The organism is Streptococcus sp. CF8_St5-11, from assembly GCF_024295625.1.
Taxonomy (GTDB): domain Bacteria; phylum Bacillota; class Bacilli; order Lactobacillales; family Streptococcaceae; genus Streptococcus.
Genome location: NZ_JANCOJ010000002.1, coordinates 450,520 through 473,409 on the forward strand (window position 1 = coordinate 450,520; position 22,890 = coordinate 473,409).

General features: G+C 42.3%; 24 protein-coding genes and 1 tRNA gene. 12 read left to right on the top strand and 13 right to left on the bottom strand.

Annotated elements, in window-relative coordinates; translation table 11 throughout:
- Positions 1-21 precede the first annotated feature (21 nt).
- Both NMM13_RS05985 and NMM13_RS05990 read left to right on the top strand, forming a co-directional pair.
- Positions 22-93, top strand: a tRNA-Arg gene (locus tag NMM13_RS05985).
- A 56-nt stretch (positions 94-149) separates the two neighbouring features.
- Entirely contained in the window at positions 150-566 is a 417-nt protein-coding gene (locus tag NMM13_RS05990; RefSeq protein ID WP_045759394.1) for an NUDIX hydrolase, read from the top strand.
- Between the two features lie 44 nt (positions 567-610).
- Here NMM13_RS05990 and NMM13_RS05995 read toward each other — a convergent pair whose 3' ends face one another.
- On the bottom strand, positions 611-1,597 hold the full coding sequence (locus tag NMM13_RS05995) for an L-lactate dehydrogenase (protein ID WP_021153137.1): 987 nt from the start codon (positions 1,595-1,597) through the stop codon (positions 611-613).
- A gap of 198 nt (positions 1,598-1,795) precedes the next feature.
- Between NMM13_RS05995 and gyrA the strand changes: the two genes are divergently transcribed.
- The 4 genes from gyrA to radC all read left to right on the top strand — a co-directional run bounded on the left by gyrA (position 1,796) and on the right by radC (position 6,195).
- Entirely contained in the window at positions 1,796-4,252 is a 2,457-nt protein-coding gene (gyrA, locus tag NMM13_RS06000; protein WP_254728079.1) for a DNA gyrase subunit A, read from the top strand.
- 13 nt (positions 4,253-4,265) lie between these two features.
- On the top strand, positions 4,266-5,009 hold the full coding sequence (locus tag NMM13_RS06005; protein ID WP_014713268.1) for a class A sortase: 744 nt from the start codon (positions 4,266-4,268) through the stop codon (positions 5,007-5,009).
- 169 nt (positions 5,010-5,178) lie between these two features.
- The gene (locus NMM13_RS06010) at positions 5,179-5,457 is read left to right on the top strand and encodes a porphobilinogen deaminase (protein WP_254728080.1); all 279 of its coding nucleotides are present in this window, start codon (positions 5,179-5,181) and stop codon (positions 5,455-5,457) included.
- A 54-nt stretch (positions 5,458-5,511) separates the two neighbouring features.
- Positions 5,512-6,195, top strand: a complete 684-nt coding sequence (radC, locus tag NMM13_RS06015) for a DNA repair protein RadC (protein ID WP_031577011.1) — start codon at positions 5,512-5,514, stop codon at positions 6,193-6,195.
- Between the two features lie 202 nt (positions 6,196-6,397).
- Here radC and NMM13_RS06020 read toward each other — a convergent pair whose 3' ends face one another.
- From NMM13_RS06020 to NMM13_RS06045, 6 genes are all read right to left on the bottom strand, one after another.
- Positions 6,398-7,045 (bottom strand): redox-sensing transcriptional repressor Rex, encoded by a 648-nt coding sequence (locus NMM13_RS06020; RefSeq protein ID WP_049472498.1) that lies wholly within the window; start codon positions 7,043-7,045, stop codon positions 6,398-6,400.
- Between the two features lie 130 nt (positions 7,046-7,175).
- The gene (locus tag NMM13_RS06025; protein ID WP_254728082.1) at positions 7,176-7,391 is read right to left on the bottom strand and encodes a DUF4649 family protein; all 216 of its coding nucleotides are present in this window, start codon (positions 7,389-7,391) and stop codon (positions 7,176-7,178) included.
- A gap of 1 nt (position 7,392) precedes the next feature.
- Positions 7,393-7,740, bottom strand: a complete 348-nt coding sequence (locus tag NMM13_RS06030) for a DUF1831 domain-containing protein (protein ID WP_009730974.1) — start codon at positions 7,738-7,740, stop codon at positions 7,393-7,395.
- Positions 7,741-7,749: 9 nt separating this feature from the next.
- Positions 7,750-8,862, bottom strand: coding sequence for a cysteine desulfurase family protein (locus tag NMM13_RS06035; RefSeq protein ID WP_254728084.1), 1,113 nt, complete (start codon positions 8,860-8,862; stop codon positions 7,750-7,752).
- Between the two features lie 9 nt (positions 8,863-8,871).
- On the bottom strand, positions 8,872-9,828 hold the full coding sequence (locus NMM13_RS06040) for a ribose-phosphate diphosphokinase (protein WP_254728086.1): 957 nt from the start codon (positions 9,826-9,828) through the stop codon (positions 8,872-8,874).
- A 72-nt stretch (positions 9,829-9,900) separates the two neighbouring features.
- Positions 9,901-10,458 (bottom strand): CYTH domain-containing protein, encoded by a 558-nt coding sequence (locus NMM13_RS06045; protein ID WP_024055732.1) that lies wholly within the window; start codon positions 10,456-10,458, stop codon positions 9,901-9,903.
- A 95-nt stretch (positions 10,459-10,553) separates the two neighbouring features.
- On the opposite strand from NMM13_RS06045, the gene NMM13_RS06050 reads away from it, so the two are divergent.
- The 5 genes from NMM13_RS06050 to mutY all read left to right on the top strand — a co-directional run bounded on the left by NMM13_RS06050 (position 10,554) and on the right by mutY (position 15,314).
- A complete protein-coding gene (locus tag NMM13_RS06050) occupies positions 10,554-11,225 on the top strand; it encodes a GTP pyrophosphokinase family protein (RefSeq protein ID WP_023918039.1) in 672 nt (223 codons plus the stop codon).
- A complete protein-coding gene (locus tag NMM13_RS06055) occupies positions 11,209-12,027 on the top strand; it encodes an NAD kinase (protein ID WP_282188909.1) in 819 nt (272 codons plus the stop codon). Before NMM13_RS06050 ends, NMM13_RS06055 begins: the two co-directional genes overlap by 17 nt.
- Complete coding sequence (locus NMM13_RS06060) at positions 12,024-12,917, top strand: RluA family pseudouridine synthase (RefSeq protein ID WP_254728088.1); 894 nt, start codon at positions 12,024-12,026, stop codon at positions 12,915-12,917. The genes NMM13_RS06055 and NMM13_RS06060 overlap by 4 nt, the downstream gene beginning before the upstream one ends.
- A gap of 21 nt (positions 12,918-12,938) precedes the next feature.
- Positions 12,939-13,913, top strand: coding sequence for a phosphate acetyltransferase (gene pta / locus NMM13_RS06065; protein ID WP_021153149.1), 975 nt, complete (start codon positions 12,939-12,941; stop codon positions 13,911-13,913).
- A gap of 246 nt (positions 13,914-14,159) precedes the next feature.
- Positions 14,160-15,314 carry an A/G-specific adenine glycosylase gene (mutY, locus tag NMM13_RS06070; protein ID WP_254728090.1) on the top strand — a complete coding sequence of 385 codons (1,155 nt, stop codon included), beginning with the start codon at positions 14,160-14,162 and terminating at the stop codon, positions 15,312-15,314.
- Positions 15,315-15,341: 27 nt separating this feature from the next.
- Here the strand turns inward: mutY and NMM13_RS06075 are convergent, their stop codons facing one another.
- The 5 genes from NMM13_RS06075 to NMM13_RS06095 form a co-directional block, all read right to left on the bottom strand.
- On the bottom strand, positions 15,342-15,689 hold the full coding sequence (locus NMM13_RS06075; protein WP_023918049.1) for a thiol reductase thioredoxin: 348 nt from the start codon (positions 15,687-15,689) through the stop codon (positions 15,342-15,344).
- A gap of 257 nt (positions 15,690-15,946) precedes the next feature.
- The gene (locus NMM13_RS06080) at positions 15,947-17,662 is read right to left on the bottom strand and encodes a phospho-sugar mutase (RefSeq protein WP_049499034.1); all 1,716 of its coding nucleotides are present in this window, start codon (positions 17,660-17,662) and stop codon (positions 15,947-15,949) included.
- A gap of 151 nt (positions 17,663-17,813) precedes the next feature.
- Positions 17,814-18,374, bottom strand: coding sequence for an ECF transporter S component (locus NMM13_RS06085; RefSeq protein WP_195327132.1), 561 nt, complete (start codon positions 18,372-18,374; stop codon positions 17,814-17,816).
- Positions 18,371-18,910 (bottom strand): phosphopantothenoylcysteine decarboxylase, encoded by a 540-nt coding sequence (coaC, locus tag NMM13_RS06090; RefSeq protein ID WP_070661384.1) that lies wholly within the window; start codon positions 18,908-18,910, stop codon positions 18,371-18,373. The genes NMM13_RS06085 and coaC overlap by 4 nt, the downstream gene beginning before the upstream one ends.
- Before the next feature lie 10 nt (positions 18,911-18,920).
- Positions 18,921-19,598 (bottom strand): phosphopantothenate--cysteine ligase, encoded by a 678-nt coding sequence (locus NMM13_RS06095; RefSeq protein WP_254728092.1) that lies wholly within the window; start codon positions 19,596-19,598, stop codon positions 18,921-18,923.
- 175 nt (positions 19,599-19,773) lie between these two features.
- On the opposite strand from NMM13_RS06095, the gene NMM13_RS06100 reads away from it, so the two are divergent.
- Complete coding sequence (locus tag NMM13_RS06100; protein WP_254728095.1) at positions 19,774-21,444, top strand: formate--tetrahydrofolate ligase; 1,671 nt, start codon at positions 19,774-19,776, stop codon at positions 21,442-21,444.
- Positions 21,445-21,512: 68 nt separating this feature from the next.
- Here the strand turns inward: NMM13_RS06100 and NMM13_RS06105 are convergent, their stop codons facing one another.
- A complete protein-coding gene (locus NMM13_RS06105; protein WP_254728097.1) occupies positions 21,513-22,856 on the bottom strand; it encodes an MATE family efflux transporter in 1,344 nt (447 codons plus the stop codon).
- Between the last annotated feature and the right edge of the window lie 34 nt (positions 22,857-22,890).

The following is a 22,890-nucleotide window of genomic DNA, read 5'->3' on the forward strand; positions in this document are numbered from 1 at the left end:
TTTGATATACTGTAACAGTTGCCACCCTTAGTGTAATGGATATCACGTAAGATTCCGGTTCTTGAGATGGGGGTTCGATTCCCTCAGGGTGGATGATTCATAACGAGGCTCCTCGGAGTCTTTTTTGCTCTTTCTTGGAGGAACATGCAATGACAGTAAAATTAATCGCCCATACCTTGATTGAGAAAGACGGGAAGTATCTGCTTATCAAACGCTCGAAAATAAAGCGAGGTCTCCCTAATGTCTATCCATCTTATTGGGATATTCCAGGTGGAAGTGTAGAAGAGAATGAATTGCCCAGAGAGGCTGCTCTACGTGAGGCTATTGAGGAGGTTAATCAAAAGCTTCGGATTAATAAGATTATCCACGAAGATAGTCAATTTGATGCCAGCAAAGATACTGTCTTTACACGCCTAGTTTATGCTGGCGAGATTTTGGAAGAGCGTGATTTTATATTAGATCCAGAAGAGCATACAGACTTTAAATGGATTTCTTCTTTGAAAGACATAGAGAGCAATCTCGTTGTGCCTTATTTGCTTGAAATCCTTGCTGACAAATCCAAATAAAGCAGCTAAAAAACATCCCCTTTTAATAAGGAGATGTTTTTTTCTTAGTTTTTAGAAGCTTCTTGGAATTCAGGGTTTTTCCATGCTTCATCAATGATTGCTTGCAATTCATCAGCAGAAGCTTTCATTTTTTGTTGTTCTGCATCGTTCAATGGGATGTTCACTGGACGTACAATACCGTGTGCACCTACGATGGCAGGTTGACCGATAAAGACGTTGCTAACACCATATTGACCTTCTTGGAATACAGAAAGTGGAAGTACTGCATTTTCATCATCAAGGATTGCTTTAGTGATACGAGCAAGGGCAACAGCGATACCGTAGTATGTAGCACCTTTTTTGTTGATGATGGTGTAAGCAGCATCACGAACACCTTCGAACAATTCGATCAATTCAGTTTCTTGAACGTTTTGAGTGTCTTTAAGGAATTCTTCAAGGTTTACACCAGCGATGTTAGCGTGTGACCATACAGCGAATTCTGAGTCTCCATGTTCACCCATGATGTAGGCGTGCACTGAACGAGCATCAACGTCCAATTTTTCAGCAAGTGCTTGACGGAAACGAGCTGAGTCAAGAGAAGTACCAGAACCGATAACGCGTTCTTTAGGGAATCCTGAGAATTTCCATGTAGAGTATGTCAAAACGTCAACTGGGTTAGCAGCTACAAGGAAGATACCGTTAAATCCTGATTCAATAACTTGTGTTACGATTGATTTGTTAATGGCAAGGTTTTTACCAACAAGATCAAGGCGAGTTTCACCTGGTTTTTGAGGAGCACCTGCAGTAATTACAACAAGGTCAGCATCCGCACAGTCAGCGTACTCAGCCGCATAGATCTTCTTAGGTGAAGTGAAGGCAAGGGCGTGGCTAAGGTCAAGCGCATCTCCGACAGCTTTTTCGTGCAATTGAGGAATTTCGATAATTCCAAGCTCTTGTGCAATTCCTTGGTTGACAAGTGCAAATGCATAAGATGAACCTACGGCACCGTCACCGACAAGGATAACTTTTTTGTGTTGTTTAGTCAAATCCATGAGTCTAAACGTCTCCTTCATTTTTTTTTGAGATAGATTCTCATACGACTTCATTCTACCACTTTTGAAAGTCTTTGTCATCTGAAACAGTATGAATCCTTGATGTAAACGTTTTTACGTTTGTGTTCCTAAGAAGAAAAATAGGCTAAAATGTGTTATAATAGTATGGTGAATTAAGTAAAGAGAGGCATTTTTTGAATGCAGGATAATAATCTAATTGATGTGAATTTAACATCAGAAATGAAGACGAGTTTTATCGATTATGCCATGAGTGTTATCGTAGCTCGTGCCCTCCCTGATGTTCGGGATGGTTTAAAACCCGTTCACCGTCGTATTTTGTATGGTATGAATGAATTGGGTGTTACGCCAGATAAACCACATAAGAAGTCAGCCCGTATCACAGGGGATGTTATGGGTAAATACCACCCACACGGGGATTCCTCTATTTATGAAGCCATGGTTCGGATGGCGCAATGGTGGAGCTATCGCTATATGCTAGTGGACGGCCATGGGAACTTTGGTTCTATGGACGGAGATGGGGCCGCTGCACAACGGTATACCGAAGCCCGTATGAGCAAGATCGCACTTGAGATGTTGCGGGATATCAATAAGAATACAGTTGATTTTGCAGATAACTATGATGCCAGTGAGCGGGAGCCCATGGTGCTACCAGCACGCTTCCCTAACCTTCTTGTGAATGGAGCTACAGGGATTGCCGTTGGGATGGCAACCAATATTCCTCCACACAATTTGGGAGAAACCATTGATGCAGTGAAGCTGATGATGGACAATCCTGAAGTGACCACTCGTGAACTCATGGAAGTGCTGCCTGGTCCAGATTTTCCAACCGGAGCCTTGGTCATGGGGAAATCAGGTATTCATAAGGCCTATGAAACAGGGAAAGGTTCAATTGTTCTTCGTTCTCGTACAGAGATTGAAGTAACCAAGAGTGGCCGTGAACGGATTGTTGTCACTGAGTTCCCTTATATGGTCAATAAAACCAAGGTGCACGAGCACATCGTTCGCTTGGTGCAAGAAAAACGGATCGAAGGGATTACAGCTGTACGTGATGAATCAAACCGTGAAGGGGTTCGTTTTGTGATTGAGGTCCGCCGAGATGCTTCGGCTAACGTTATTTTGAACAACCTCTTTAAGATGACACAAATGCAAACCAATTTTGGTTTCAATATGTTGGCGATCCAAAATGGTGTTCCAAAGATTCTTTCTCTTCGACAAATTTTAGGGGCTTATATTGAGCACCAGAAAGAAGTGGTGACTCGACGGACCATCTTTGATAAAGAAAAAGCGGAAGCACGTGCCCATATCTTAGAAGGTTTGCTCATTGCCTTGGATCACATCGATGAAGTGATCCGGATCATCCGCAATAGCCGGACAGACGCTGAAGCACAAGCTGAATTGATGGCTAAATTCAAGCTCTCTGAACGTCAAAGCCAAGCCATTTTGGACATGCGTCTTCGTCGTTTGACCGGTTTGGAACGAGACAAGATCCAAAGTGAATACGATGATTTGGTTGCCTTGATTGCTGATTTGGCTGATATTTTGGCGAAACCAGAACGTGTGGCGACCATCATCAAGGAAGAATTGGAAGAAGTCAAACGCAAGTTTGGCGATGCTCGCCGAACTGAGTTGATGATCGGAGAAGTCCTTTCTCTTGAAGATGAGGACTTGATTGAAGAAACAGATGTCTTGATCACCCTTTCTAACAAAGGCTACATCAAACGTTTGGATCAAGCGGAATTTACCGCTCAAAAACGTGGTGGACGTGGGGTCCAAGGAACTGGTGTCAAAGATGATGACTTTGTCCGTGAACTGGTCTCTACGAGCACCCATGATCATTTGCTCTTCTTTACCAATAAAGGGCGTGTCTATCGTCTGAAAGGTTATGAGATTCCAGAATATGGCCGGACAGCTAAAGGATTACCAATCGTCAACCTCTTAAAATTGGACGAAGGTGAATCGATTCAAACCATTATCAATGTGGAGCAAGACCGCAGTGATAAAGCTTATCTCTTCTTTACGACGCGACAAGGTTTGGTCAAGCGGACCAATGTAGCTGAATTTTCAAATATTCGTCAGAACGGTCTCAAAGCTCTGAATCTGCGCGATGAGGATGAATTGATCAATGTCTTCCTTACAGATGGCAATGCTGACGTCATTATCGGTACCAAGTATGGTTATTCTGTCCGCTTTAATGAGGCTGTAGTTCGGAATATGGGACGCTCTGCCACAGGTGTACGTGGTGTGAATCTCCGCGAAGGAGACAAGGTTGTTGGGGCTAGCGTCGTTACGGATCAAGATGAAGTATTGATCATCACTGAAAAAGGGTATGGTAAGCGGACAATGGCTAGCGAATACCCAACCAAAGGCCGTGGCGGTAAAGGAATCAAGACAGCCAATATCACAGAGAAAAATGGTCCCTTAGCTGGTCTTTTAACCGTTAAAGGGGATGAAGATCTGATGATCATTACCGATACCGGAGTCATGATCCGTACAAGTGTTGAAAATATCTCTCAAACGGGTCGTTCAACTCAGGGTGTGAAAGTCATGAGACTGGATCAGGATGCGAAAATTGTGACCTTTACAACAGTCCAGCCCGATGAAAAAGATGAAGAAGTAGTGGAAGAAAACGAATAGATAAGGGGACAGCATGTCACGCAAAAGAAAAAAGAAAAAGAGTTTACGCAATACTCTTATCAATATCGTTGCAACACTTTTGATTATTCTCTCGCTTCTCTTGATTTTCAATGCTCCGATCCGAAACATGATTATGGTTTGGCATACCAACCAATACCAGGTTAGTAAGGTCGATAAAAAAACCATTGATAAGAATAAAGAAGTGAAGACGAGCTTTGATTTCCAACATGTCCAGTCACTCTCGACGGAAGCCGTCATCAATGCCCAATGGCAAGCTCAAAAGCTACCAGTAATTGGGGGGATTTCGATTCCTGAATTAAACATGAACCTTCCGATCTTTAAGGGGCTTGAAAATGTAGCCCTCTACTACGGAGCAGGGACCATGAAGGAAAACCAAGTCATGGGGCAAGGCAATTATTCTCTTGCTAGCCACCATGTATTTGGCCTAACTGGAGCAAATGCCATGTTATTCTCACCATTAGAGAAAGCCAAGGCGGGAATGAAGATCTACATCACGGACAAAGAAAAAATCTATACTTATGTCATCTCGTCAGTTGAGACAGTGACTCCAGATCGTGTAGATGTCATTCAAGATCGTGAAGGCGTTAATGAGATCACTTTAGTGACCTGTGAGGATGCTGCAGCGACTTACCGTACGATTGTAAAAGGAAATTTGGAAACCTCTGTTGACTATGACAAGGCTCCAAAAGACATCCTGGATTCATTCAGCAAGTCTTATAATCAAATGCAACTTTAAGAAAATAAAGCCCGAGACAGAAATGTCTGGGCCTTTTCTATGTAGGAGGCTGGGAGAAATTCTTGTAAAATTGTAAGAGATTGGTAATATAATGTAAGGAACTTGTCATAATATTAAGGGAAAATCAGTATATAATAAAGGGGAAAGAGTATGATAAGGAGGTAGAATAGTGACGAAAGAGCGAATTTATCATCTCTTGCATCATTTCTATAATCTCTTAGTAAACGATTTTCCACGAAATGGTTTAATTACGAAAGGAATCTACGAAGTAGAGCAGGTCTACCAAGTTTTAGAGGCCATTCCTCAGAGCCAGGAGTACTTGATTCGCTGTGAAATTCAACAGTTTTTAAAAGAGCTTGAACAAGTTCAAACAGGTTACCAGATCCGCTTTAATAAAGATGAAGTCTTAGTGTTAGATGACTTGAAACAAGAAATCGCCTGTAAATAATGAAAGGTTGTCGTTTTCTTCATTTATTACGAATTAATAAGTGAGGAGGAAATTATGTACGACATATCATTTATTGAACCATCTTTGCTTCCTAGAGAACGTTTGGTTTCTGAAGGGGTAGATAAGCTGAGTCATCAAGAATTGCTATCCATTCTCTTACGGACAGGCAATAAGAAAAAAAGCGTTTATGAGATTGCACAAGGTCTTTTGAGTTCGGTTAATAGTTTAAAGGAGTTAAGTCAATTAACCCTAGAGGAGCTACAGGAAATCTCAGGTATTGGCCGGGTGAAGGCCATCGAACTTCAGGCTGTGATTGAGTTTGGGCGAAGGATTCATAAAGATGAATTAATGAGTTCTGAACAAATCATGAGTAGTCAGAAATTGGCTCATAAAATACAACAGGAAATTGGCCATAAAAAACAGGAGCACCTGGTTGCCCTCTATTTGAATACACAGAATGAAATTATTCATCAACAGACGATATTTATTGGAACAGTAAATAGAAGTATTGCAGAGCCCCGTGAAATCCTGCATTATGCACTGAAGCACATGGCAACCTCCATTATCTTGGCTCACAATCATCCATCTGGTGCCGTGTTCCCCAGTAAAAATGATGATGAAGTCACTCATAGAGTCTTAGAGGCCTGTGAAGTAATGGGGTTGACCTTATTGGATCATTTGATTGTATCTGAAGAAAACTATTATAGTTACCGTGAAGAAACCGATTATTTGGCATAAAAAAGAGAGTGGGACAGAAATCGTTAATTCGTTAGAATTCGATTTCGTCGTCCCACCTCCGCACAGTTGAGTAGGGCTGTAAAAGCTGTTAAAATCAGCGTAGTAGAGCCCACTCAATCACTGCGTCTTGCTCGACAATCCAAAAATAATTGAGAGGCTAGGACTTTTGTCCCAGCCTCTTTTCTTGTTAATGTATAAGTCTTTATTCTTCGTTTTTTCGCATGAAATAAAGGAGTGTTTGCAATTCACTGGTGAGATCGACATATTGAACGACGACATCTTTAGGGACTGTTAGATGTACTGGTGAGAAGCTGAGAATTCCCTTGACACCAGCGTCTACCAAAAGACTAGCAACTTCTTGAGCCTTGACGCTAGGAACAGTAAGGATGGCTGTTTGAATGCCTTCTTGTTTGAGCTTTTCTTTGATGGTGGAAATACCGTAAATGGGAATTCCGTCCTTACTTTTGGTATTGATCAGCTCATGATCGTCTAGATCAAATGCCATGACAATTTTCATCTTATTGCGTTCATGGAAGCGATAGTTGAGAAGCGCACTTCCCATATTTCCGATCCCCACAATAGCGACATTGGTAATGGCATTGTCATTTAAAAGATCTGCAAAGAAGTTCATCAGTTTTTTTACGTCATAACCAAATCCACGTCTTCCTAATTCACCAAAATATGAGAAATCTCGTCGAACAGTAGCAGAGTCAATCCCAATTGCATCAGCAATTTGCTTGGAATTGGCGCGCTCTATTTTTTCAGAGTTAAAGCGTTTAAAAATGCGGTAGTAGAGCGATAAGCGTTTTGCTGTTGCGCGTGGAATTGGAGTATTTTTATCATGTTTCACAATATCACAACCTTTCCCTCTTATTGTATAGGAAGATTGTGAAAAAATCAACTATCTAGAGTGGTTTTTCAAAAATATTTTTGTCTAAAGAAAAAGCTGATGACGATGGGAGAGTTCCATCAGCATCAGCTTAGTTTTCAGCTTGTTCTACCTTTTTCAAAAAAGCATAGAGTCCATCGACTCGTCCTGTATAGGGTAGCTTTTCCCCCTTGTATTCAATCGATACAATTGAGTATGAGTCAGGCAAGGTTACACAGCCTGAAAATGCTAGGATACAAGCCGCAAGGTCAGTATAAGTAGTCGTTCGTTCTACTTGGTAAGCGTCGATATAAGTTAGGGTTACCATATTAGGCCTCTGTTTTGTTGAAAATTTCTCTTTCGACAAGACTATCCATTAAGAAATAGAATTTTTGTTGGATAATGTCATTTTCTGGATTTTTAAAGATATTAACCAGGCGAAGTCCAGACTTGTCTGTAATATTGATCTTAAAACCTGTCAAATCTTTATTGAAAATAATTTTAAGTAGGAAGCCTTCGCCGCTATTTGGAACGGCTTCGAGCAAACGATTTAACTCGTAATTTCCAACTTTGGTAACAGCGAATGTATTGTCACGTAAGGTATATTTTTTAACATTTGGGTGTAGACTATAGGTATATTTGCAGTCTTTCAATGAAACACTTGTTTCAAAAGCCATATTGTTCTCCTATGATAAAATTTCTTTAAGTTTTGCGAGGAAGTCTTGAACCTCCTCTACGGTATTGAGTTCTGAAAAACTAATTCGAAGGGATTCTTTTAGGCGTGAGCTATCTTTTCCATAGAGCGCCTCAAGGACATGGCTGGGTTGAACTGTACCGGCGGTACAAGCAGAACCTGTAGAGACAGAAATTCCAGCAAGATCGAGTCGCATCAATAATACATCATTTTGGACACCCGGAAAGCCAAGGTTCCAAACAAATGGAAGATGATCGTCATTCGCATTTACGTAGTAGTCGTAGGCTGCTAAACCATTGACTAGTTCTTGGCCGAGTTTTTGAACCTGGTTGAAATTTTCTACTTGATGTAGTGTAGCTTGCTGAAGCGCAGTTGCCATCCCGACAATAGAAATGAGATTTTCCGTGCTGGCTCTCATCTTACTTTCCTGATCACCACCATGGATGAGATTATCAAAATCTGGGACGGCTGCATAAAGGAAACCGACTCCCTTGGGGCCATGGAATTTGTGGGCAGAAGCACTGAGAAAATCAATCCCTAACTCTTCGGGATAGACCGGGACTTTCCCAATTGCTTGGACAGCATCAACATGAAAGGCAGCGGGATGATTTTTTAAGAGTTCTCCGATTTCTTTAATCGGTAGAAGATCTCCAGTCTCGTTATTGGCAAACATGGTAGAGACAAGAATGGTATCCGGTCTAAGAGCTGCCTTGATATCACTAGCCTGAATACGCCCTTCTCTTGGTGGCACGATCGTGACTTCAAATCCGAAACGTTCTACAAGGTATTCAATGGGTTCGAGAACAGCATGGTGTTCCAAAGCGGTAGTAATGATGTGTTTGCCATCTGCCTGGTGTTTCAAGCAGTAGCCTTTTATCACAGTATTATTACTTTCTGATCCACCTGAAGTGAAGAAAACACGATTTGGAAGAGTATGGAGAGACTGAGCAATCTGCTCGCGAGATTCTCGGAGGAGTTTACTAGCCATCCGTCCATGAGCATGAAGACTCGATGGATTTCCAAAAGTGGTCTTCATAGTTGCAGACATTTTATCAATGACTTCAGGTAGAAGGGGAGTTGTTGCGGCATTATCAAAATATATCACATTAAGACCTTATTTCTTGTGGTAGGCAAATAGAGGACTAACAGGTTTTCTTTCTTGAATGCGAACAATAGCTTCAGCGATCAGTTCGCTAGCTGTCAGATAGTTAATATTTTTTGGAGTTGATCCGTTTGGGGCAACAGAATCAGTTACCAAGATTTCTTTGATTGGAGCTTGGTCTAATAACTCGACAGCTCCTTTCACAAATAAACCATGGCTTGAAACAGCATAAATTTCAGTAGCACCTTCGCGTTCGACGATTTTCGCAGCTTCTGAGAATGTCTTCCCAGTATTGAGGATATCGTCAATCAAGATCGCTTTTTTATCTTTGACATCCCCGATAATATAGCCATAATCACGGTTCGAATCATCTTGCTCGTAATCAATGATGGCAATCGGTGCATCAAGATATTCTGCTAAACTACGAGCTCGTTTGACACCTGAATTTTTAGGACTGACGACTACAACATCAGGACCAGTTAGACCTTTGTTGATGTAGTGCTCTGCAAAAAGTGGAATGGTAAAGAGGTTATCCACGGCAATATCGAAGAAACCTTGAACCTGCACTGCATGGAGATCCAGTGTGACGACACGATCCACCCCAGCTTTGACCAACATGTTTGCGACGAGTTTAGCAGTGATTGGTTCACGAGGAGCAGCAGTCCGGTCTTGGCGAGCATAACCGAAGTAAGGCATGACCACATTGACAGTATTTGCGCTGGCCCGTTGGCAAGCATCTACCATAATTAACAGTTCCATCAAGTGATTGTTGACAGGGAAACTGGTTGATTGAATGATATAAATATCATATCCACGAACACTTTCCTCAATATTGACTTGGATTTCACCATCTGAGAATTGACGGGATGAAATTTTCCCAAGTGGAACCCCAGCGTGATCCGCAATCTTTTGCGCAATCTCTGGATTTGAATTGAGAGAGAAGAGCTTCATATTTTTTTTATCTGACATGTGATTCCAACCTCATTTAGATTTTTGATCTTAGCACTATTTTAGCAAAAATTTGCGATAATTTCAGCTATTTTACAATCTTTCCGCCAATCTGGCGATTTTATTTTTAGCAGCTTTGTAGACGATTCCATGCTCTTTGATGAACTGATGGAAATTTTCTTCCTGCTCAGCAGTTTCGACCTCGATTTCTAATTCATAATCTTCAGTGTCTAGATAGAGACTGTGGTCTAGTGCTACTAAGCCTGCATCAGTTTCTTTTTCGAATCGTTCTGTTGTAAGGCTTCCCCAGACCGCGAGGTGTTCAACGGGGATTTCTTTAGAGATCAAGAGGTTTTTGATTTCTCCGTCAGGAAACTGTTGGTGTTGAAGAATCTCCTTGGTTTCTTCTGGGTTGAGGTCTTGATTGTACTCGAAATGGCCAACATCTTCAGGGACTTTGAGAGTCAATTCAGCCTGATCTGTGAAAGTACGCACCCGCAAGGCCATTTTTTCCTTACGGATGAGCTGGTCGGGGGTATCGATATAGTGATTGGTTTGGACAACCAATTCTGTATCAGCAAAAAGTGGAAGGAGGGATTGGTATTCCTCCTTGTCTAGCATGGTTTTGTATTCAATTTCTAAGTGGTTCATTTTGTGGTCCTTTGCTTTTTTTCAAAAGCGATTCATGATATAATAAGAGATGTGTTTATTGTATACAAAAATGGTTCAGATTACAAGGTGGTAGGATGGCAATTGATTGGGAAAACTTCTTAGATCCGTATATCCAAGCAGTTGGGGAATTAAAAATCAAACTGCGTGGGATTCGTAAGCAATATCGTAAGCAACAAAAGCATTCTCCAATTGAGTTTGTTACAGGACGGGTCAAGCCGATTGAGAGCATTCGCGAAAAGATGATCCGAAGAAATATTTCTGAAGAAAATCTGGCTCAGGATATGCAAGATATTGCTGGTCTTCGCATCATGGTCCAGTTTGTGGATGACGTCGAAGAGATCCTAGAGGTTCTGAGACAACGGCAGGATATGCGCGTGGTCCAAGAGCGAGATTACATCCGCCACAAGAAATCAAGTGGCTACCGGAGTTACCACGTCGTGGTCGAGTATCCGGTCGATACCATTGATGGAAATGAAACGATCTTAGCAGAGATTCAAATTCGGACCTTGTCCATGAATTTTTGGGCAACCATTGAACACTCGCTTAATTATAAATATAAAGGAGACTTTCCAGACGAGATCAAAAAACGCTTAGAGACGACAGCAAACCTGGCCTATCTCTTGGATGAAGAGATGGGGGCAATTCGGGATGCGATTCAGGAGGCTCAAGCCCTGTTTGATCCACTTCATCGTAAGTTAAATGATGGCGTTGGAAATAGTGATGACACAGATGAAGACTACAGGTAAAAAAGTATCCATTATTCGCAATCGCAAGCGTCAAAGTGAAGAGGTTTTTCAGCAGTTGCGCTACAAGCTTCGGAAAAATAATTTTATTTTGACGGAGAAGCACCCGGATATTGTGATTTCAATTGGTGGCGATGGGATGTTGCTATCGGCCTTTCACAAGTATGAACACCAGTTGGATCGGGTGCGATTTGTTGGCGTCCATACCGGACACTTAGGATTTTATACAGATTACTTAGACAGTGAAATCGATAAGCTGGTTGAGAACTTAAAATATGATACTGGAGCTAAGGTTTCTTACCCTATTTTGAATGTCAAGATTACTTTCGAAAATGGGGAAACCCGTACCATGAGAGCGTTGAACGAAGCGACGATTAAGAGAAGCGACCGGACCATGGTTGCCGATCTTACGATTAATGGAGTGGATTTTGAGCGCTTCAGAGGAGACGGGATTACCGTTTCGACTCCAACAGGAAGTACGGCTTACAACAAATCCTTAGGAGGAGCAGTCCTTCACCCGACTATTGAGGCGCTACAGATCGCTGAGATCGCCAGTCTCAACAATCGTGTCTATCGTACCTTGGGTTCTTCTGTTATTGTCCCTAAAAAGGATAAGATCGAGATTACACCGACAAGACCTGGCTTCCACATTATCTCTGTCGACAATTCAACCTATTCTTACCGTAATATTGCAAAGGTAGAATATCAGATTGACAACCATAAGATTAATTTTGTGGCAAGTTCCAGTCACACCAGCTTCTGGAATCGGGTCAAGGATGCCTTTATCGGAGATGATAGAGAATGAGATTTGAATTCATTGTCGATGAGCATGTCAAGGTCAAGACCTTCCTGAAAAAGCATGAGGTTTCTAAGGGGCTCTTAGCAAAGATTAAGTTTCGTGGTGGCCAGATCCTTGTCAATGGACGTCCGGAGAATGCAATTTATTTGTTGGATATTGGGGATCGCTTGGTCATTGATATTCCAGCAGAAGAAGGATTCGAAACCCTAAAACCCATGAATCGGCCTTTGGATATTTTGTTTGAAGATGATCATTTTTTGGTCTTAAACAAACCCTTTGGCATTGCATCGATTCCAAGTGCGATTCATTCCAATACCTTAGCCAATTTTGTAAAGGGCTACTATGTGAAGCAGGGCTACGAGAACCAGCAGGTTCACATTGTTACTCGTTTGGACAAGGATACAAGTGGCGTTATGCTCTTTGCCAAACATGGCTATGCCCATGCTCGCTTGGATAAGCAATTGCAGTCTAAAACGATTCAGAAACGCTATTATGCCTTGGTCAAGGGATCTGGGAAGCTTGATCCTGTCGGAGAGATTATTGCTCCGATTGCGCGTGATGAAGATTCAATTATCACCCGAAAGGTAGCTAAAGGTGGCAAGTATGCTCATACAAGCTACCAGGTTGTTCAATCTTTTGGTGATATTCACCTAGTGGATATTCAGTTACATACAGGTCGAACCCATCAGATCCGCGTTCATTTTTCTCATATTGGTTTTCCGCTTTTGGGAGATGATCTCTATGGGGGAAGTCTAGAAGACGGTATTGAGCGCCAGGCCCTTCATTGTCATCGTCTATCCTATTATCATCCATTTCTAGAGGAAGAATTGGTCATAGAATGTCCACTACCTCCAGATTTCCAAGCTGTATTAACACAGCTTCAAACAAGTTATTAATTATTAAAAGGAGTAAAACTCATGGAAGTTTTCGAAAATCTCAAAGCCAACCTCGTTGGTAAGAATGCACGTATTGTATTACCAGAAGGTGAAGAACCTCGTATCCTCCAAGCGACAAAACGCATTGTGAACGAGACAGAAGTAACCCCTGTCTTGCTTGGTAATCCGGATAAAATTCGGATTTATCTTGAAATCGAAGGGGTTTTGGATGGATATGAAGTCATCGATCCTCATTCTTATCCAGGTTTTGAAGAAATGGTAGCTTCCTTAGTAGAACGTCGTAAGGGCAAAATGACAGAAGAAGAAGCGCGTCAAGTCTTGAAAGATGACGTTAACTATTTTGGTGTCATGTTGGTGCACATGGGAATTGTTGATGGGATGGTATCTGGTGCGATTCACTCAACAGCCGCAACTGTTCGTCCGGCTCTTCAAATTATCAAAACTCGTCCAAATGTAAAACGGACCTCAGGAGCTTTCCTTATGGTTCGTGGATCTGAACGCTACTTGTTCGGGGACTGTGCCATCAACATCAATCCAGATGCTGAAGGCTTGGCTGAAATTGCCATCAACTCTGCTATCACAGCCAAGATGTTTGGCATCGATCCGAAAATCGCCATGTTGAGCTATTCAACTAAAGGTTCTGGTTTCGGTGAAAGTGTTGATAAGGTTGTCGAAGCGACTAAGCTTGCTCATGAACTTCGTCCAGACCTTGAAATTGATGGGGAATTGCAATTTGACGCAGCCTTTGTCCCTGCAACTGCAGCCTTGAAGGCTCCTGGAAGCAAGGTAGCAGGTCAAGCCAATGTCTTTATCTTCCCTGGTATTGAAGCAGGTAACATTGGATACAAGATGGCAGAACGTCTTGGTGGCTTTGCAGCGGTAGGTCCAGTCTTGCAAGGGTTGAACAAACCAGTCAACGACCTTTCTCGTGGATGTAATGCAGATGACGTTTACAAATTGACCTTGATCACAGCAGCTCAAGCCGTGGAACAATAAGAAATACATTTAGAGAGTGGGACAGAAATCGGTAATTCGTTAGAATTCGATTTCGTCGTCCCACCTCCGCACAGTTGAGTAGGGCTGTAAAAGCTGATGAAATCAGCGTAGTAGAACCCACTCAGCCACTGCGTCTTGCTCGACAATCCAAAAATAATTGAGAGGCTAGGACTTTTGTCCCAGCCTCTTTTTCTTTATCAATTCATCATTTCTAAACACTAACTTATTCTATGGTATACTAGGAATATGTTAGATTTAAAAGATTACGGGATTATTATGTGGGAGGAGGAAAAAATCGCCTCTTTCCGAGAAAAGTTATTAGCTTGGTATGATGCCCATAAACGGGATCTCCCTTGGAGAAGGACCCAGGATCCTTATAAAATTTGGATCTCAGAAATTATGCTCCAGCAGACACGTGTCGATACGGTGATTCCTTATTATGAGCGTTTTTTAGACTGGTTTCCGTCGGTCGCTGATTTGGCTCAAGCTTCTGAAGAAAAACTCTTAAAAGCTTGGGAAGGCTTGGGCTATTACTCACGTGTCCGCAATATGCAGAAAGCCGCCCAGCAGATCATGGAAAATCACGGAGGAGTGTTTCCATCAAGTTATGAGGAAATATCTAAACTGAAGGGAATTGGGCCTTATACAGCTGGTGCCATTGCTAGTATTGCCTTTGGATTAGCAGAGCCAGCAGTAGATGGCAATGTCATGCGTGTTCTAGCCCGTTTGTTTGAAGTGGACTACGATATCGGAGTTCCGACCAATCGCAAGATTTTTCAAGCCATGATGGAAATCTTGATCGATCCGGCCCGGCCGGGTGATTTTAATCAGGCTTTGATGGATTTGGGATCCGATATTGAATCGCCAGTCAATCCACGGCCGGAAGAGAGTCCTGTTAAGGAATTTAGCGCGGCCTACCAACATGGGACCATGGATCGTTATCCCATCAAGGCTCCTAAGAAGAAACCTGTACCTGTCTATCTAACAGCTTTTATTATCAAGGATAGTCAAGGTCGCTACTTGCTGGAGAAAAATGAGCGAGAAGGGCTTTTATCTGGTTTTTGGCATTTCCCCTTGATTGAAGTGGATGGCCTATCTGAGAACCTAGGTCAATTATCCCTACTGAATGGGCAAGGTCATGCAGAAGTCAACCCAGAAATTCTTTCCTTTGAACAAGACTATGACTTGGCTATTGAATGGCAGGACAGATCGTATCCTATCGTCCAGCATGTCTTTTCGCATCGCAAGTGGCAGGTTCAACTTCGTTACGGCCTAGTAAAAGAAGGAGAGCAACCAGCAAGTGAATCGACTGTTTGGTTAACACCAGAAGAATTTTCGGACTATCCTTTTGCTAAACCCCAGCAAAAGATTTGGACGACTTTTACGGAAAATGAAAAATAGCTAGAGACTGATCTCTAGCTATTTTTTTTATAGATGAGCGAATGCTTTGATTTCTTCTTCAGACATGGATGAGTCGCAACGAACACTGACTTCACCAGATTCGACATGTAAAAATCCTGGGACAGTTGGGATGCCGTAAGTTGAGCGGAAGGCTTGTAATGCGTCTAGCTGACTTGGTTCTTCACTATTAATAAAATAGATATGAGCTTTTGTTTCAGCTACGACAGTTGCTAATTTAGCAGCGAACTTCCGGCAGTAAGGGCAAGTCTTGCGTCCGATAAAGAAGGTCGCTGTTTCTTTTTGATCGATCGCTTCTTGCGCACGCGCGACAGTTGTGACTTCAAGATCTTTAATATCTTCTAAAAATTGTTCCATGAGATTACCTCGCTTTCTTCTATGTCTAGTATGCCATATTTTCTATAAAATCGCTGGTATTTGCTACGAAAGAAAGAGAGAGTGGGAGAGAAATCGGTAATTCGTTAGAATTCGATTTCGTCGTCCCACCTCCGCACAGTTGAGTAGGGCTGTAAAAGCTGATAAAATCAGCGTAGTAGAGCCCACTCAACCACTGCGTCTTGCTCGACAATCCAAAAATAATTGAGAGGCTAGGACTTTTGTCCCAGCCTCGTGTTTTAGCCTACAAAAGCATTGATTTCTGCTTCGATGTTCGCAATTTTTTCTTTAGCATCTGCTTCAGATTCACCAACTGTAGCGATGTAGAATTTGATTTTTGGTTCTGTACCTGAAGGACGAACGGCAAACCATGAATCATCAGCCAATATGTATTTAAGAACGTTGCTTGGAGGAGTTGTCAATTTTTCAACGCCGTCAGCAGTAGTAGCTGTTTGTTCCAAGAAGTCTTCTGTCTTAGCAATGTCTGTATTGTTAAATTGTTTAGGAGCATTACCACGGAATTTATCCATGATTTTCTTGATTTCAGCAGCCCCATCCACACCTGAAAGGGTAACAGAGATGGTTTTTTCTGCGAAGTAACCGTATTGTTTGTAGATTTCTTCGATACCATCTGCCAAAGTCATACCACGTGAGCGGTAGTAAGCTGCGATCTCAGCAACGATAAGAACGGCTTGGATAGCGTCTTTGTCACGTACGAATGGTTTGATGAGGTAACCGAAGCTTTCTTCAAAACCAAGCATGTAAGTGTGGTTGTGTTGCGTTTCAAATTCATGAATCTTTTCACCGATAAATTTGAAACCAGTCAAGACGTTAAACATGGTTGCGCCGTAGCTTTCTGCAATCTTAGTTACCAACTCAGTTGATACGATGGATTTACAGAGGGCAGCATTGGCAGGAAGGGTACCAGCTGTTTTGTGAGCTTCAAGAATGTATTTAGCAATGATCGCTCCGATTTGGTTACCAGAAAGGTTGAGGTAAGAACCGTCTGGTTGGCGGATTTCAACACCAAGGCGGTCAGCATCTGGGTCAGTTGCAACCAATACATCAGCGTCTACTTTGCGGCCAAGTTCTTCAGCAAGAGCAAAGGCAGCTTGGTTTTCAGGGTTTGGAGATTTAACAGTTGAGAAGTCAGCATCTGGAACAGCTTGAGCTTCAACAACTTGAACAGCTTCAAATCCAGCTTGGGCAAGAGCACGACGAGCCAACATTTCACCAGTACCATGAAGTGGAGTGTAGACAATCTTCATGTCGCGACCGTATTCATTGATCAAGTCTTGGTTGATGTTAACGCCTTTCACTTCTTTCAAGTATTCAGCGTCGACATTTTCACCGATAACTTCGATGAGACCGCTAGCCTTACTTTCTTCAAGGTCAGCCAATTGTACAGTGAAAGGATTTTCGATAGCACGGATGTAATCTGTCAATGCATCAGCATCTGCAGGTGGCATTTGTCCACCGTCTTCACCGTAAACCTTGTATCCGTTAAATGGAGCAGGGTTGTGGCTAGCGGTTACCATGATCCCAGCAAATGTGTGGAGATGACGAACAGCAAACGACAATTCAGGTGTTGGACGTAGGCTTTCAAATACATACGATTTGATCCCATGTGCAGCCAAAACTTGAGCAGATTCAAAAGCAAACTCAGGAGAGAAGTGACGGCTGTCGTAGGCGATCGCAACGCCGCGTTTCTTCGCTTCCTCACCTTTTGAGTCGATCAATTGGGCCAACCCTTCAGTTGCTTGGCGAACAACATAGATATTAATACGGTTAGTACCAGCACCAATTAATCCACGCATACCAGCTGTACCGAATTCAAGGTTGGTATAGAAGGCATCTTCTTTTGTTTTTTCATCCATTGCGACCAACTCATCACGAAGGTAAGCTGGTAATTCAGCAAAGTCGAGCCATTTTTGGTAGTTTTCTTGATAGGTCATGCAAGCGTCTCCTTTTTGCTTATAATTTAATCGCTTACATTATAGCAAATTTTTTCAGAAAATTCTAGCGATAATTGTAAATCTTTTCAAAAAAAATAGGGTTAATTCACCATCAAAAAAAGCCAAGATAAATTGGTCTTGGCTTTGAAGGTTATTTTAATTTTTCAAGAGATGGAACGACTGCACTGGTAATGAGTACTGTCGCAATGACTTCGATGAGTGAGTTAGTAGACACAATCAAGCCAAGGAAATGTTGAATTCCCCCTCCAAAACTGTTACCAAAGAAGAAGTAAATCCCACTTAGAACGAAAACAGTATTGGTCATAGAGCCGACAATTCCAGCGATCACAAGTCCAGTACGATTGCGAATCCAGCGATAGACGAAGTATGGGGTTACTCCGATGAGAATCCGAGGGACTATGGCAATGATAAGGGAGTAGAGATTCCCGTGAGGGACAAAGGGACTAAAGAGATAGCTAGCGGGTGTTATAACCAGGGTATTCATAGTGAGGCTAAAGAGTCCCATGAGGAGTCCTAAGATAGCTCCAATCCGTGGACCGTATATGATAGAGGCGATCACGACAGGAATATGAACCAAGGTTGGTTGAATGCCTGATGGAACAAATTGCAGAATGAAGGACGTCACAAAGTGAATGGTGATCATCACCGCAAAAAAGATGGCAATTCGTGAAATAGAAGATGATTTTCTCATAAACAATTCTCCTTAACAGTTTCTACAATAGTTTCTACAGGCGCTAGAGCTCCAGCACCTTTGTCCCCACAAGCAAGAACAGCATCACGAGGTTGGATCATCTGGTAACCATAGTCTTGTAAGAGTTTTAGATTTCGTTGGGTAGCGGGATGTTCTAACATTTTTGTATTCATAGCAGGGGCCAGTAATTTTTTAGTCCTTTGAGGCAAGGCTAGAGCTGTGCTTGTGACCATATTATCTGCCAGTCCCATAGCCAATTTAGCAATGGTATTGGCACTGGCCGGCGCTACAAGAAAGAGGTCAGTTTCTTTCCCAATGTCGATGTGCTCGATCCGCTGTGGATCGTCTTCAATCATAACATCAAGCCCCACTTGATTTTTTGAAAGAACTTGCAAGGTTAAAGGGGTGATAAATTTTTGGGCTGAAGGAGTCATGAGGACCTTCACTTCAAAGCCCAATTTGGTTAGTTGGCTGGTAATATCAGCAGCCTTATAGGCAGAAATACTACCGGTAACCGCTAAAGTAATGTGTGTCATATGTTCCTTTTTATTTGATATAACGTAGGATAGCCTCTGCGATTTCTGTTTTCGTAGAAGCTTCTAGGATGTGATCATCTGTCACTAGATAGGCTTGATGCTGACCGTTCTGAATCTTGGTCAGATCATTGGCAACGATCATGCTGGCATGATTTTTAACCAGGCTTTCACGCGCTACCTGGATCAACTCTTCAGAAGAAACGTCAACTAATAGCTTAAAGCCGATCAGTTGAATAGCAGGGTTCCATTCTTTGACAAGCGAGATAATCTTGGGATTTTTCTTTAGAAAGAGCACTTGGTATTCTTCTTTGGAAGAAATTTTCGCTTCCTGATTTTCGCGATGGATAAAGCTATGAAGGTCTTGAGCTTTCTCAACTTCATCAAGTCCTGTCATGTAAACAGGTGTGTAGTCTGAAACAGCCATAGCGTGAATCAAAACATGATGATGAGGGACTTCCGTTTTCATTTGTGCGACTAGTTCTTCGACATTCTGGATCAATAGAAGACGAAGCTGTGGGTGAGGACCGGGTTTAAGCGCGGTAGGCGTTGTGATCAAGGTCACCTGATGTCCCTTTGTAAGAGCCATTTCTGCAAGAATTTTCCCTAGGCTCCCGGTGGAATGATTGGTGATCGCACGAACGCTATCAATGGCTTCGCTCGTCCCGCCTGATGTAATTAAAATATGCATATGCTTATTTTACACAAAAAAGATACGTAAGTAAAGTTCTGAAGCTATTAGGATTAGCTATGTGTAGCCATAAAATTTAGATAAAAAACGAACGTTCGATTCAAAAGGTTGAAAAACCATGTTATTTTCGCGAATTTTAGGTATAATAGATCTATCAAATATAAAGGAGTCCCTTATGAAAACAGATATCGAAATTGCTCAAAGCATTGAACTCCAACCGATTGTGGACGTTGTGAAGAAAATTGGTTTGGTTGACGATGATCTTGAATTGTATGGAAAATACAAGGCAAAATTGAGCTTTGATAAGATTCGTGAAGTTGAGAAAAATCCAGTAGGAAAACTTATCTTAGTCACTGCGATCAACCCAACTCCAGCTGGAGAAGGGAAATCAACCATTACCATTGGTCTAGCAGATGCTTTGAATAAAATCGGTAAAAAAACCATGATTGCCATTCGCGAACCTTCTTTGGGTCCAGTTATGGGGATTAAAGGTGGTGCTGCTGGAGGTGGTTATGCTCAAGTTCTACCGATGGAAGACATCAACCTTCATTTCACAGGGGATATGCATGCGATCACAACGGCTAATAACGCTCTCTCAGCATTGATTGATAATCATTTGCACCAAGGAAATGAGCTAGGAATTGACCAACGTCGGATTATCTGGAAACGGGTAGTGGACTTGAATGACCGTGCTCTTCGTCATGTCTCTGTCGGTCTTGGCGGTCCTTTAAATGGGATTCCGCGTGAAGACGGATTTGATATTACCGTTGCTTCTGAGATCATGGCCATCCTTTGCTTGGCGACAGATATTGAAGATTTGAAACGTCGTTTGGCCAACATCGTGATTGGTTACCGTTTTGATCGTAGCCCGGTCTATGTCCGTGATTTGGAAGTGGAAGGGGCACTTGCCTTGATCCTCAAAGATGCGATCAAGCCAAACTTGGTTCAAACCATCTATGGAACGCCTGCCTTTGTTCACGGTGGTCCATTTGCCAATATTGCTCATGGATGTAACTCTGTATTAGCAACGACGACAGCTCTTCATTTAGCTGACTATACGATTACAGAAGCAGGTTTTGGGGCTGACCTTGGTGCTGAAAAATTCCTCGATATTAAAACTCCAAACTTGCCTACATCACCAGATGCAGTCGTAATCGTAGCGACACTCCGTGCCCTTAAGATGAACGGTGGAGTGACTAAGGATGCTCTGACAGAAGAAAACGTAGAGGCTGTTCGTGCTGGTTTTGCCAATTTGAAACGCCACGTTGAAAATATCCGTAAGTTTGGCATTCCTGCAGTGGTTGCCATCAATGAATTTATCACCGATACAGAAGCAGAAATTGCTGCTTTGAAAGAATTGTGTGCTGAAATTGATGTACCAGTTGAGCTTGCGAGTGTATGGTCGAATGGTGCGGACGGTGGAGTTGACCTTGCTGAAACGCTAGTCAAGACTATTAAAACAAGTCCAGCTAACTACACACGCTTGTATGATAACAACCTTTCTGTTGAAGAAAAAATTGAAAAGATTGTTACAGAGATTTACCGCGGTACGAAGGTGAATTTTGAGAAGAAAGCCAAGACACAAATTGCCCAAATCGTGAAAAATGGATGGGATAAGTTGCCAATCTGTATGGCCAAAACACAATATAGCTTCTCCGATAATCCAAACGCCTTGGGAGCTCCTGAAAACTTTGAAATCACTATTCGTGAAGTGGTTCCAAAATTGGGAGCAGGCTTTATTGTCGCTTTGACTGGGGATGTCATGACCATGCCTGGTTTACCAAAACGTCCAGCTGCTTTGAATATGGATGTGGCTGCTGATGGAACAGCCATCGGTTTGTTCTAATAGCTAGATATCTAAAAACAACTTCTGTTCAAATGAGCAGAAGTTGTTTTGGTCTTATTAATCAATCATTATTCAGTAAGGAGTTGGTACCTGATTTTTCGATAGATTATGATGAGCTGTAGGGTCATGGGAATCCAGATAAGGGGTTCGCAGAGAATGACCCCCATGTAGCCGGTGTGAGGAATAATCCACAGAACGAAGAAAATTTTTCCAAACAATTCAATAAAACTGGATGTGAGTGGGGTTAATTTTTTACCCATTCCCTGTAGGGCATTTCTCAGGATGATGAGACTCGCCAAAATAGGATAAAAGCAAGAGCTGATCTGGAGATAAAGACTGGCATTTGCAATGAGATCAGGATTTGTCGAGCCGGAAATAAAGCTGGTTATAGACGGACTTGTGAAGAATAGAAGAGCAGCAACCAAGACAGACCAAACCCAAGAAAGAAGGTTGGCAATGGTAATGCCTTTTTTGATCCGCTGGAATTGCTCTGCGCCAAAATTCTGCGAGATAAAGGTTGTGATACTTGAGGCGATAGCTGTAATCGGTAAAACGGCAAAGGACATGATGCGACGGGCTGCGACCTGTGCACTGATAATGGTTGTTCCAAGCTGATTAATAGCGGATTGGAGGATAACCGTTCCGATCGAAACGATGGAAGTCATGAGGCCCATGGCAAGGCCCTGACTTAGCAGATCCTGATAAAGCTCCTTGTCCCAAACAAAATCCTTGCGATGCGGGAGCAGAAAAGGGACCTTCTTACGAATATAGAGAAGACAAAGAAGGGCCGAAATACCCTGAGCAATAATGGTTGCAATCCCAGCAGATTGAACTCCAAGATGAAGTTGGGTAATAAAATAAAGATCGAGAAGAATATTGAGAATGGCAGCGATAATCAGGAAGTAGAGTGCCGCTAGACTATCGCCAACCGCTCTAAGAAGTCCGGCACAAAGATTATAGGCAAAGGTCACAGCCACACCATTAACAATAGTGGAGATATAGAGATAAGACTGAGACACAATTGCTGATGGGGTCCCTAAAAATTGGAGCAGTGGATAAAGTCCGACAGCGCCAATGAAGATCACGAAGAGACTGAGGATGCAACCAATAATAGCAGTTGCGGCGACTGATTTTCGTAATTGGTCTTCGTTTTTAGCCCCATAATTTCTCGCGATAATAATCCCCATCCCATTGCCAACACCGACAGCAAATCCAACAATCAAATCAAAAATAGCAGAGGTTGCTCCAACGGCAGCCAATGATTTTTGACCTAAAAAACGCCCCACAATCATAACATCCGAGGTATTGTAGAGTTGTTGAAAGATATTGGATAAAAGAATAGGAAAGGCGAAACTCAAAAGAGCGGGTAAAATAGGACCATCTATGAGATCCACACGTTGAATTCTTTTCATAGTGTCATTATACCAACTTCAGGAACCAGCGACA

What these genes read in the sequence shown, in the direction of transcription:
- NMM13_RS06085 (WP_195327132.1), bottom strand. Translation starts at nt 18,374, where the DNA reads ATGAGAAAATCATCTTCTATTTCACGAATTGCCATCTTTTTTGCGGTG.
- NMM13_RS05990 (WP_045759394.1), top strand. Translation starts at nt 150, where the DNA reads ATGACAGTAAAATTAATCGCCCATACCTTGATTGAGAAAGACGGGAAG.
- NMM13_RS06055 (WP_282188909.1), top strand. Translation starts at nt 11,209, where the DNA reads ATGAAGACTACAGGTAAAAAAGTATCCATTATTCGCAATCGCAAGCGT.
- NMM13_RS06075 (WP_023918049.1), bottom strand. Translation starts at nt 15,689, where the DNA reads ATGGAACAATTTTTAGAAGATATTAAAGATCTTGAAGTCACAACTGTC.
- pta (WP_021153149.1), top strand. Translation starts at nt 12,939, where the DNA reads ATGGAAGTTTTCGAAAATCTCAAAGCCAACCTCGTTGGTAAGAATGCA.
- NMM13_RS06060 (WP_254728088.1), top strand. Translation starts at nt 12,024, where the DNA reads ATGAGATTTGAATTCATTGTCGATGAGCATGTCAAGGTCAAGACCTTC.
- NMM13_RS06050 (WP_023918039.1), top strand. Translation starts at nt 10,554, where the DNA reads ATGGCAATTGATTGGGAAAACTTCTTAGATCCGTATATCCAAGCAGTT.
- NMM13_RS06095 (WP_254728092.1), bottom strand. Translation starts at nt 19,598, where the DNA reads ATGCATATTTTAATTACATCAGGCGGGACGAGCGAAGCCATTGATAGC.
- gyrA (WP_254728079.1), top strand. Translation starts at nt 1,796, where the DNA reads ATGCAGGATAATAATCTAATTGATGTGAATTTAACATCAGAAATGAAG.
- NMM13_RS06105 (WP_254728097.1), bottom strand. Translation starts at nt 22,856, where the DNA reads ATGAAAAGAATTCAACGTGTGGATCTCATAGATGGTCCTATTTTACCC.
- NMM13_RS06040 (WP_254728086.1), bottom strand. Translation starts at nt 9,828, where the DNA reads ATGTCAGATAAAAAAAATATGAAGCTCTTCTCTCTCAATTCAAATCCA.
- NMM13_RS06080 (WP_049499034.1), bottom strand. Translation starts at nt 17,662, where the DNA reads ATGACCTATCAAGAAAACTACCAAAAATGGCTCGACTTTGCTGAATTA.
- NMM13_RS06100 (WP_254728095.1), top strand. Translation starts at nt 19,774, where the DNA reads ATGAAAACAGATATCGAAATTGCTCAAAGCATTGAACTCCAACCGATT.
- NMM13_RS06025 (WP_254728082.1), bottom strand. Translation starts at nt 7,391, where the DNA reads ATGGTAACCCTAACTTATATCGACGCTTACCAAGTAGAACGAACGACT.
- NMM13_RS06005 (WP_014713268.1), top strand. Translation starts at nt 4,266, where the DNA reads ATGTCACGCAAAAGAAAAAAGAAAAAGAGTTTACGCAATACTCTTATC.
- coaC (WP_070661384.1), bottom strand. Translation starts at nt 18,910, where the DNA reads ATGACACACATTACTTTAGCGGTTACCGGTAGTATTTCTGCCTATAAG.
- NMM13_RS05995 (WP_021153137.1), bottom strand. Translation starts at nt 1,597, where the DNA reads ATGGATTTGACTAAACAACACAAAAAAGTTATCCTTGTCGGTGACGGT.
- NMM13_RS06030 (WP_009730974.1), bottom strand. Translation starts at nt 7,740, where the DNA reads ATGGCTTTTGAAACAAGTGTTTCATTGAAAGACTGCAAATATACCTAT.
- mutY (WP_254728090.1), top strand. Translation starts at nt 14,160, where the DNA reads ATGTTAGATTTAAAAGATTACGGGATTATTATGTGGGAGGAGGAAAAA.
- NMM13_RS06045 (WP_024055732.1), bottom strand. Translation starts at nt 10,458, where the DNA reads ATGAACCACTTAGAAATTGAATACAAAACCATGCTAGACAAGGAGGAA.
- radC (WP_031577011.1), top strand. Translation starts at nt 5,512, where the DNA reads ATGTACGACATATCATTTATTGAACCATCTTTGCTTCCTAGAGAACGT.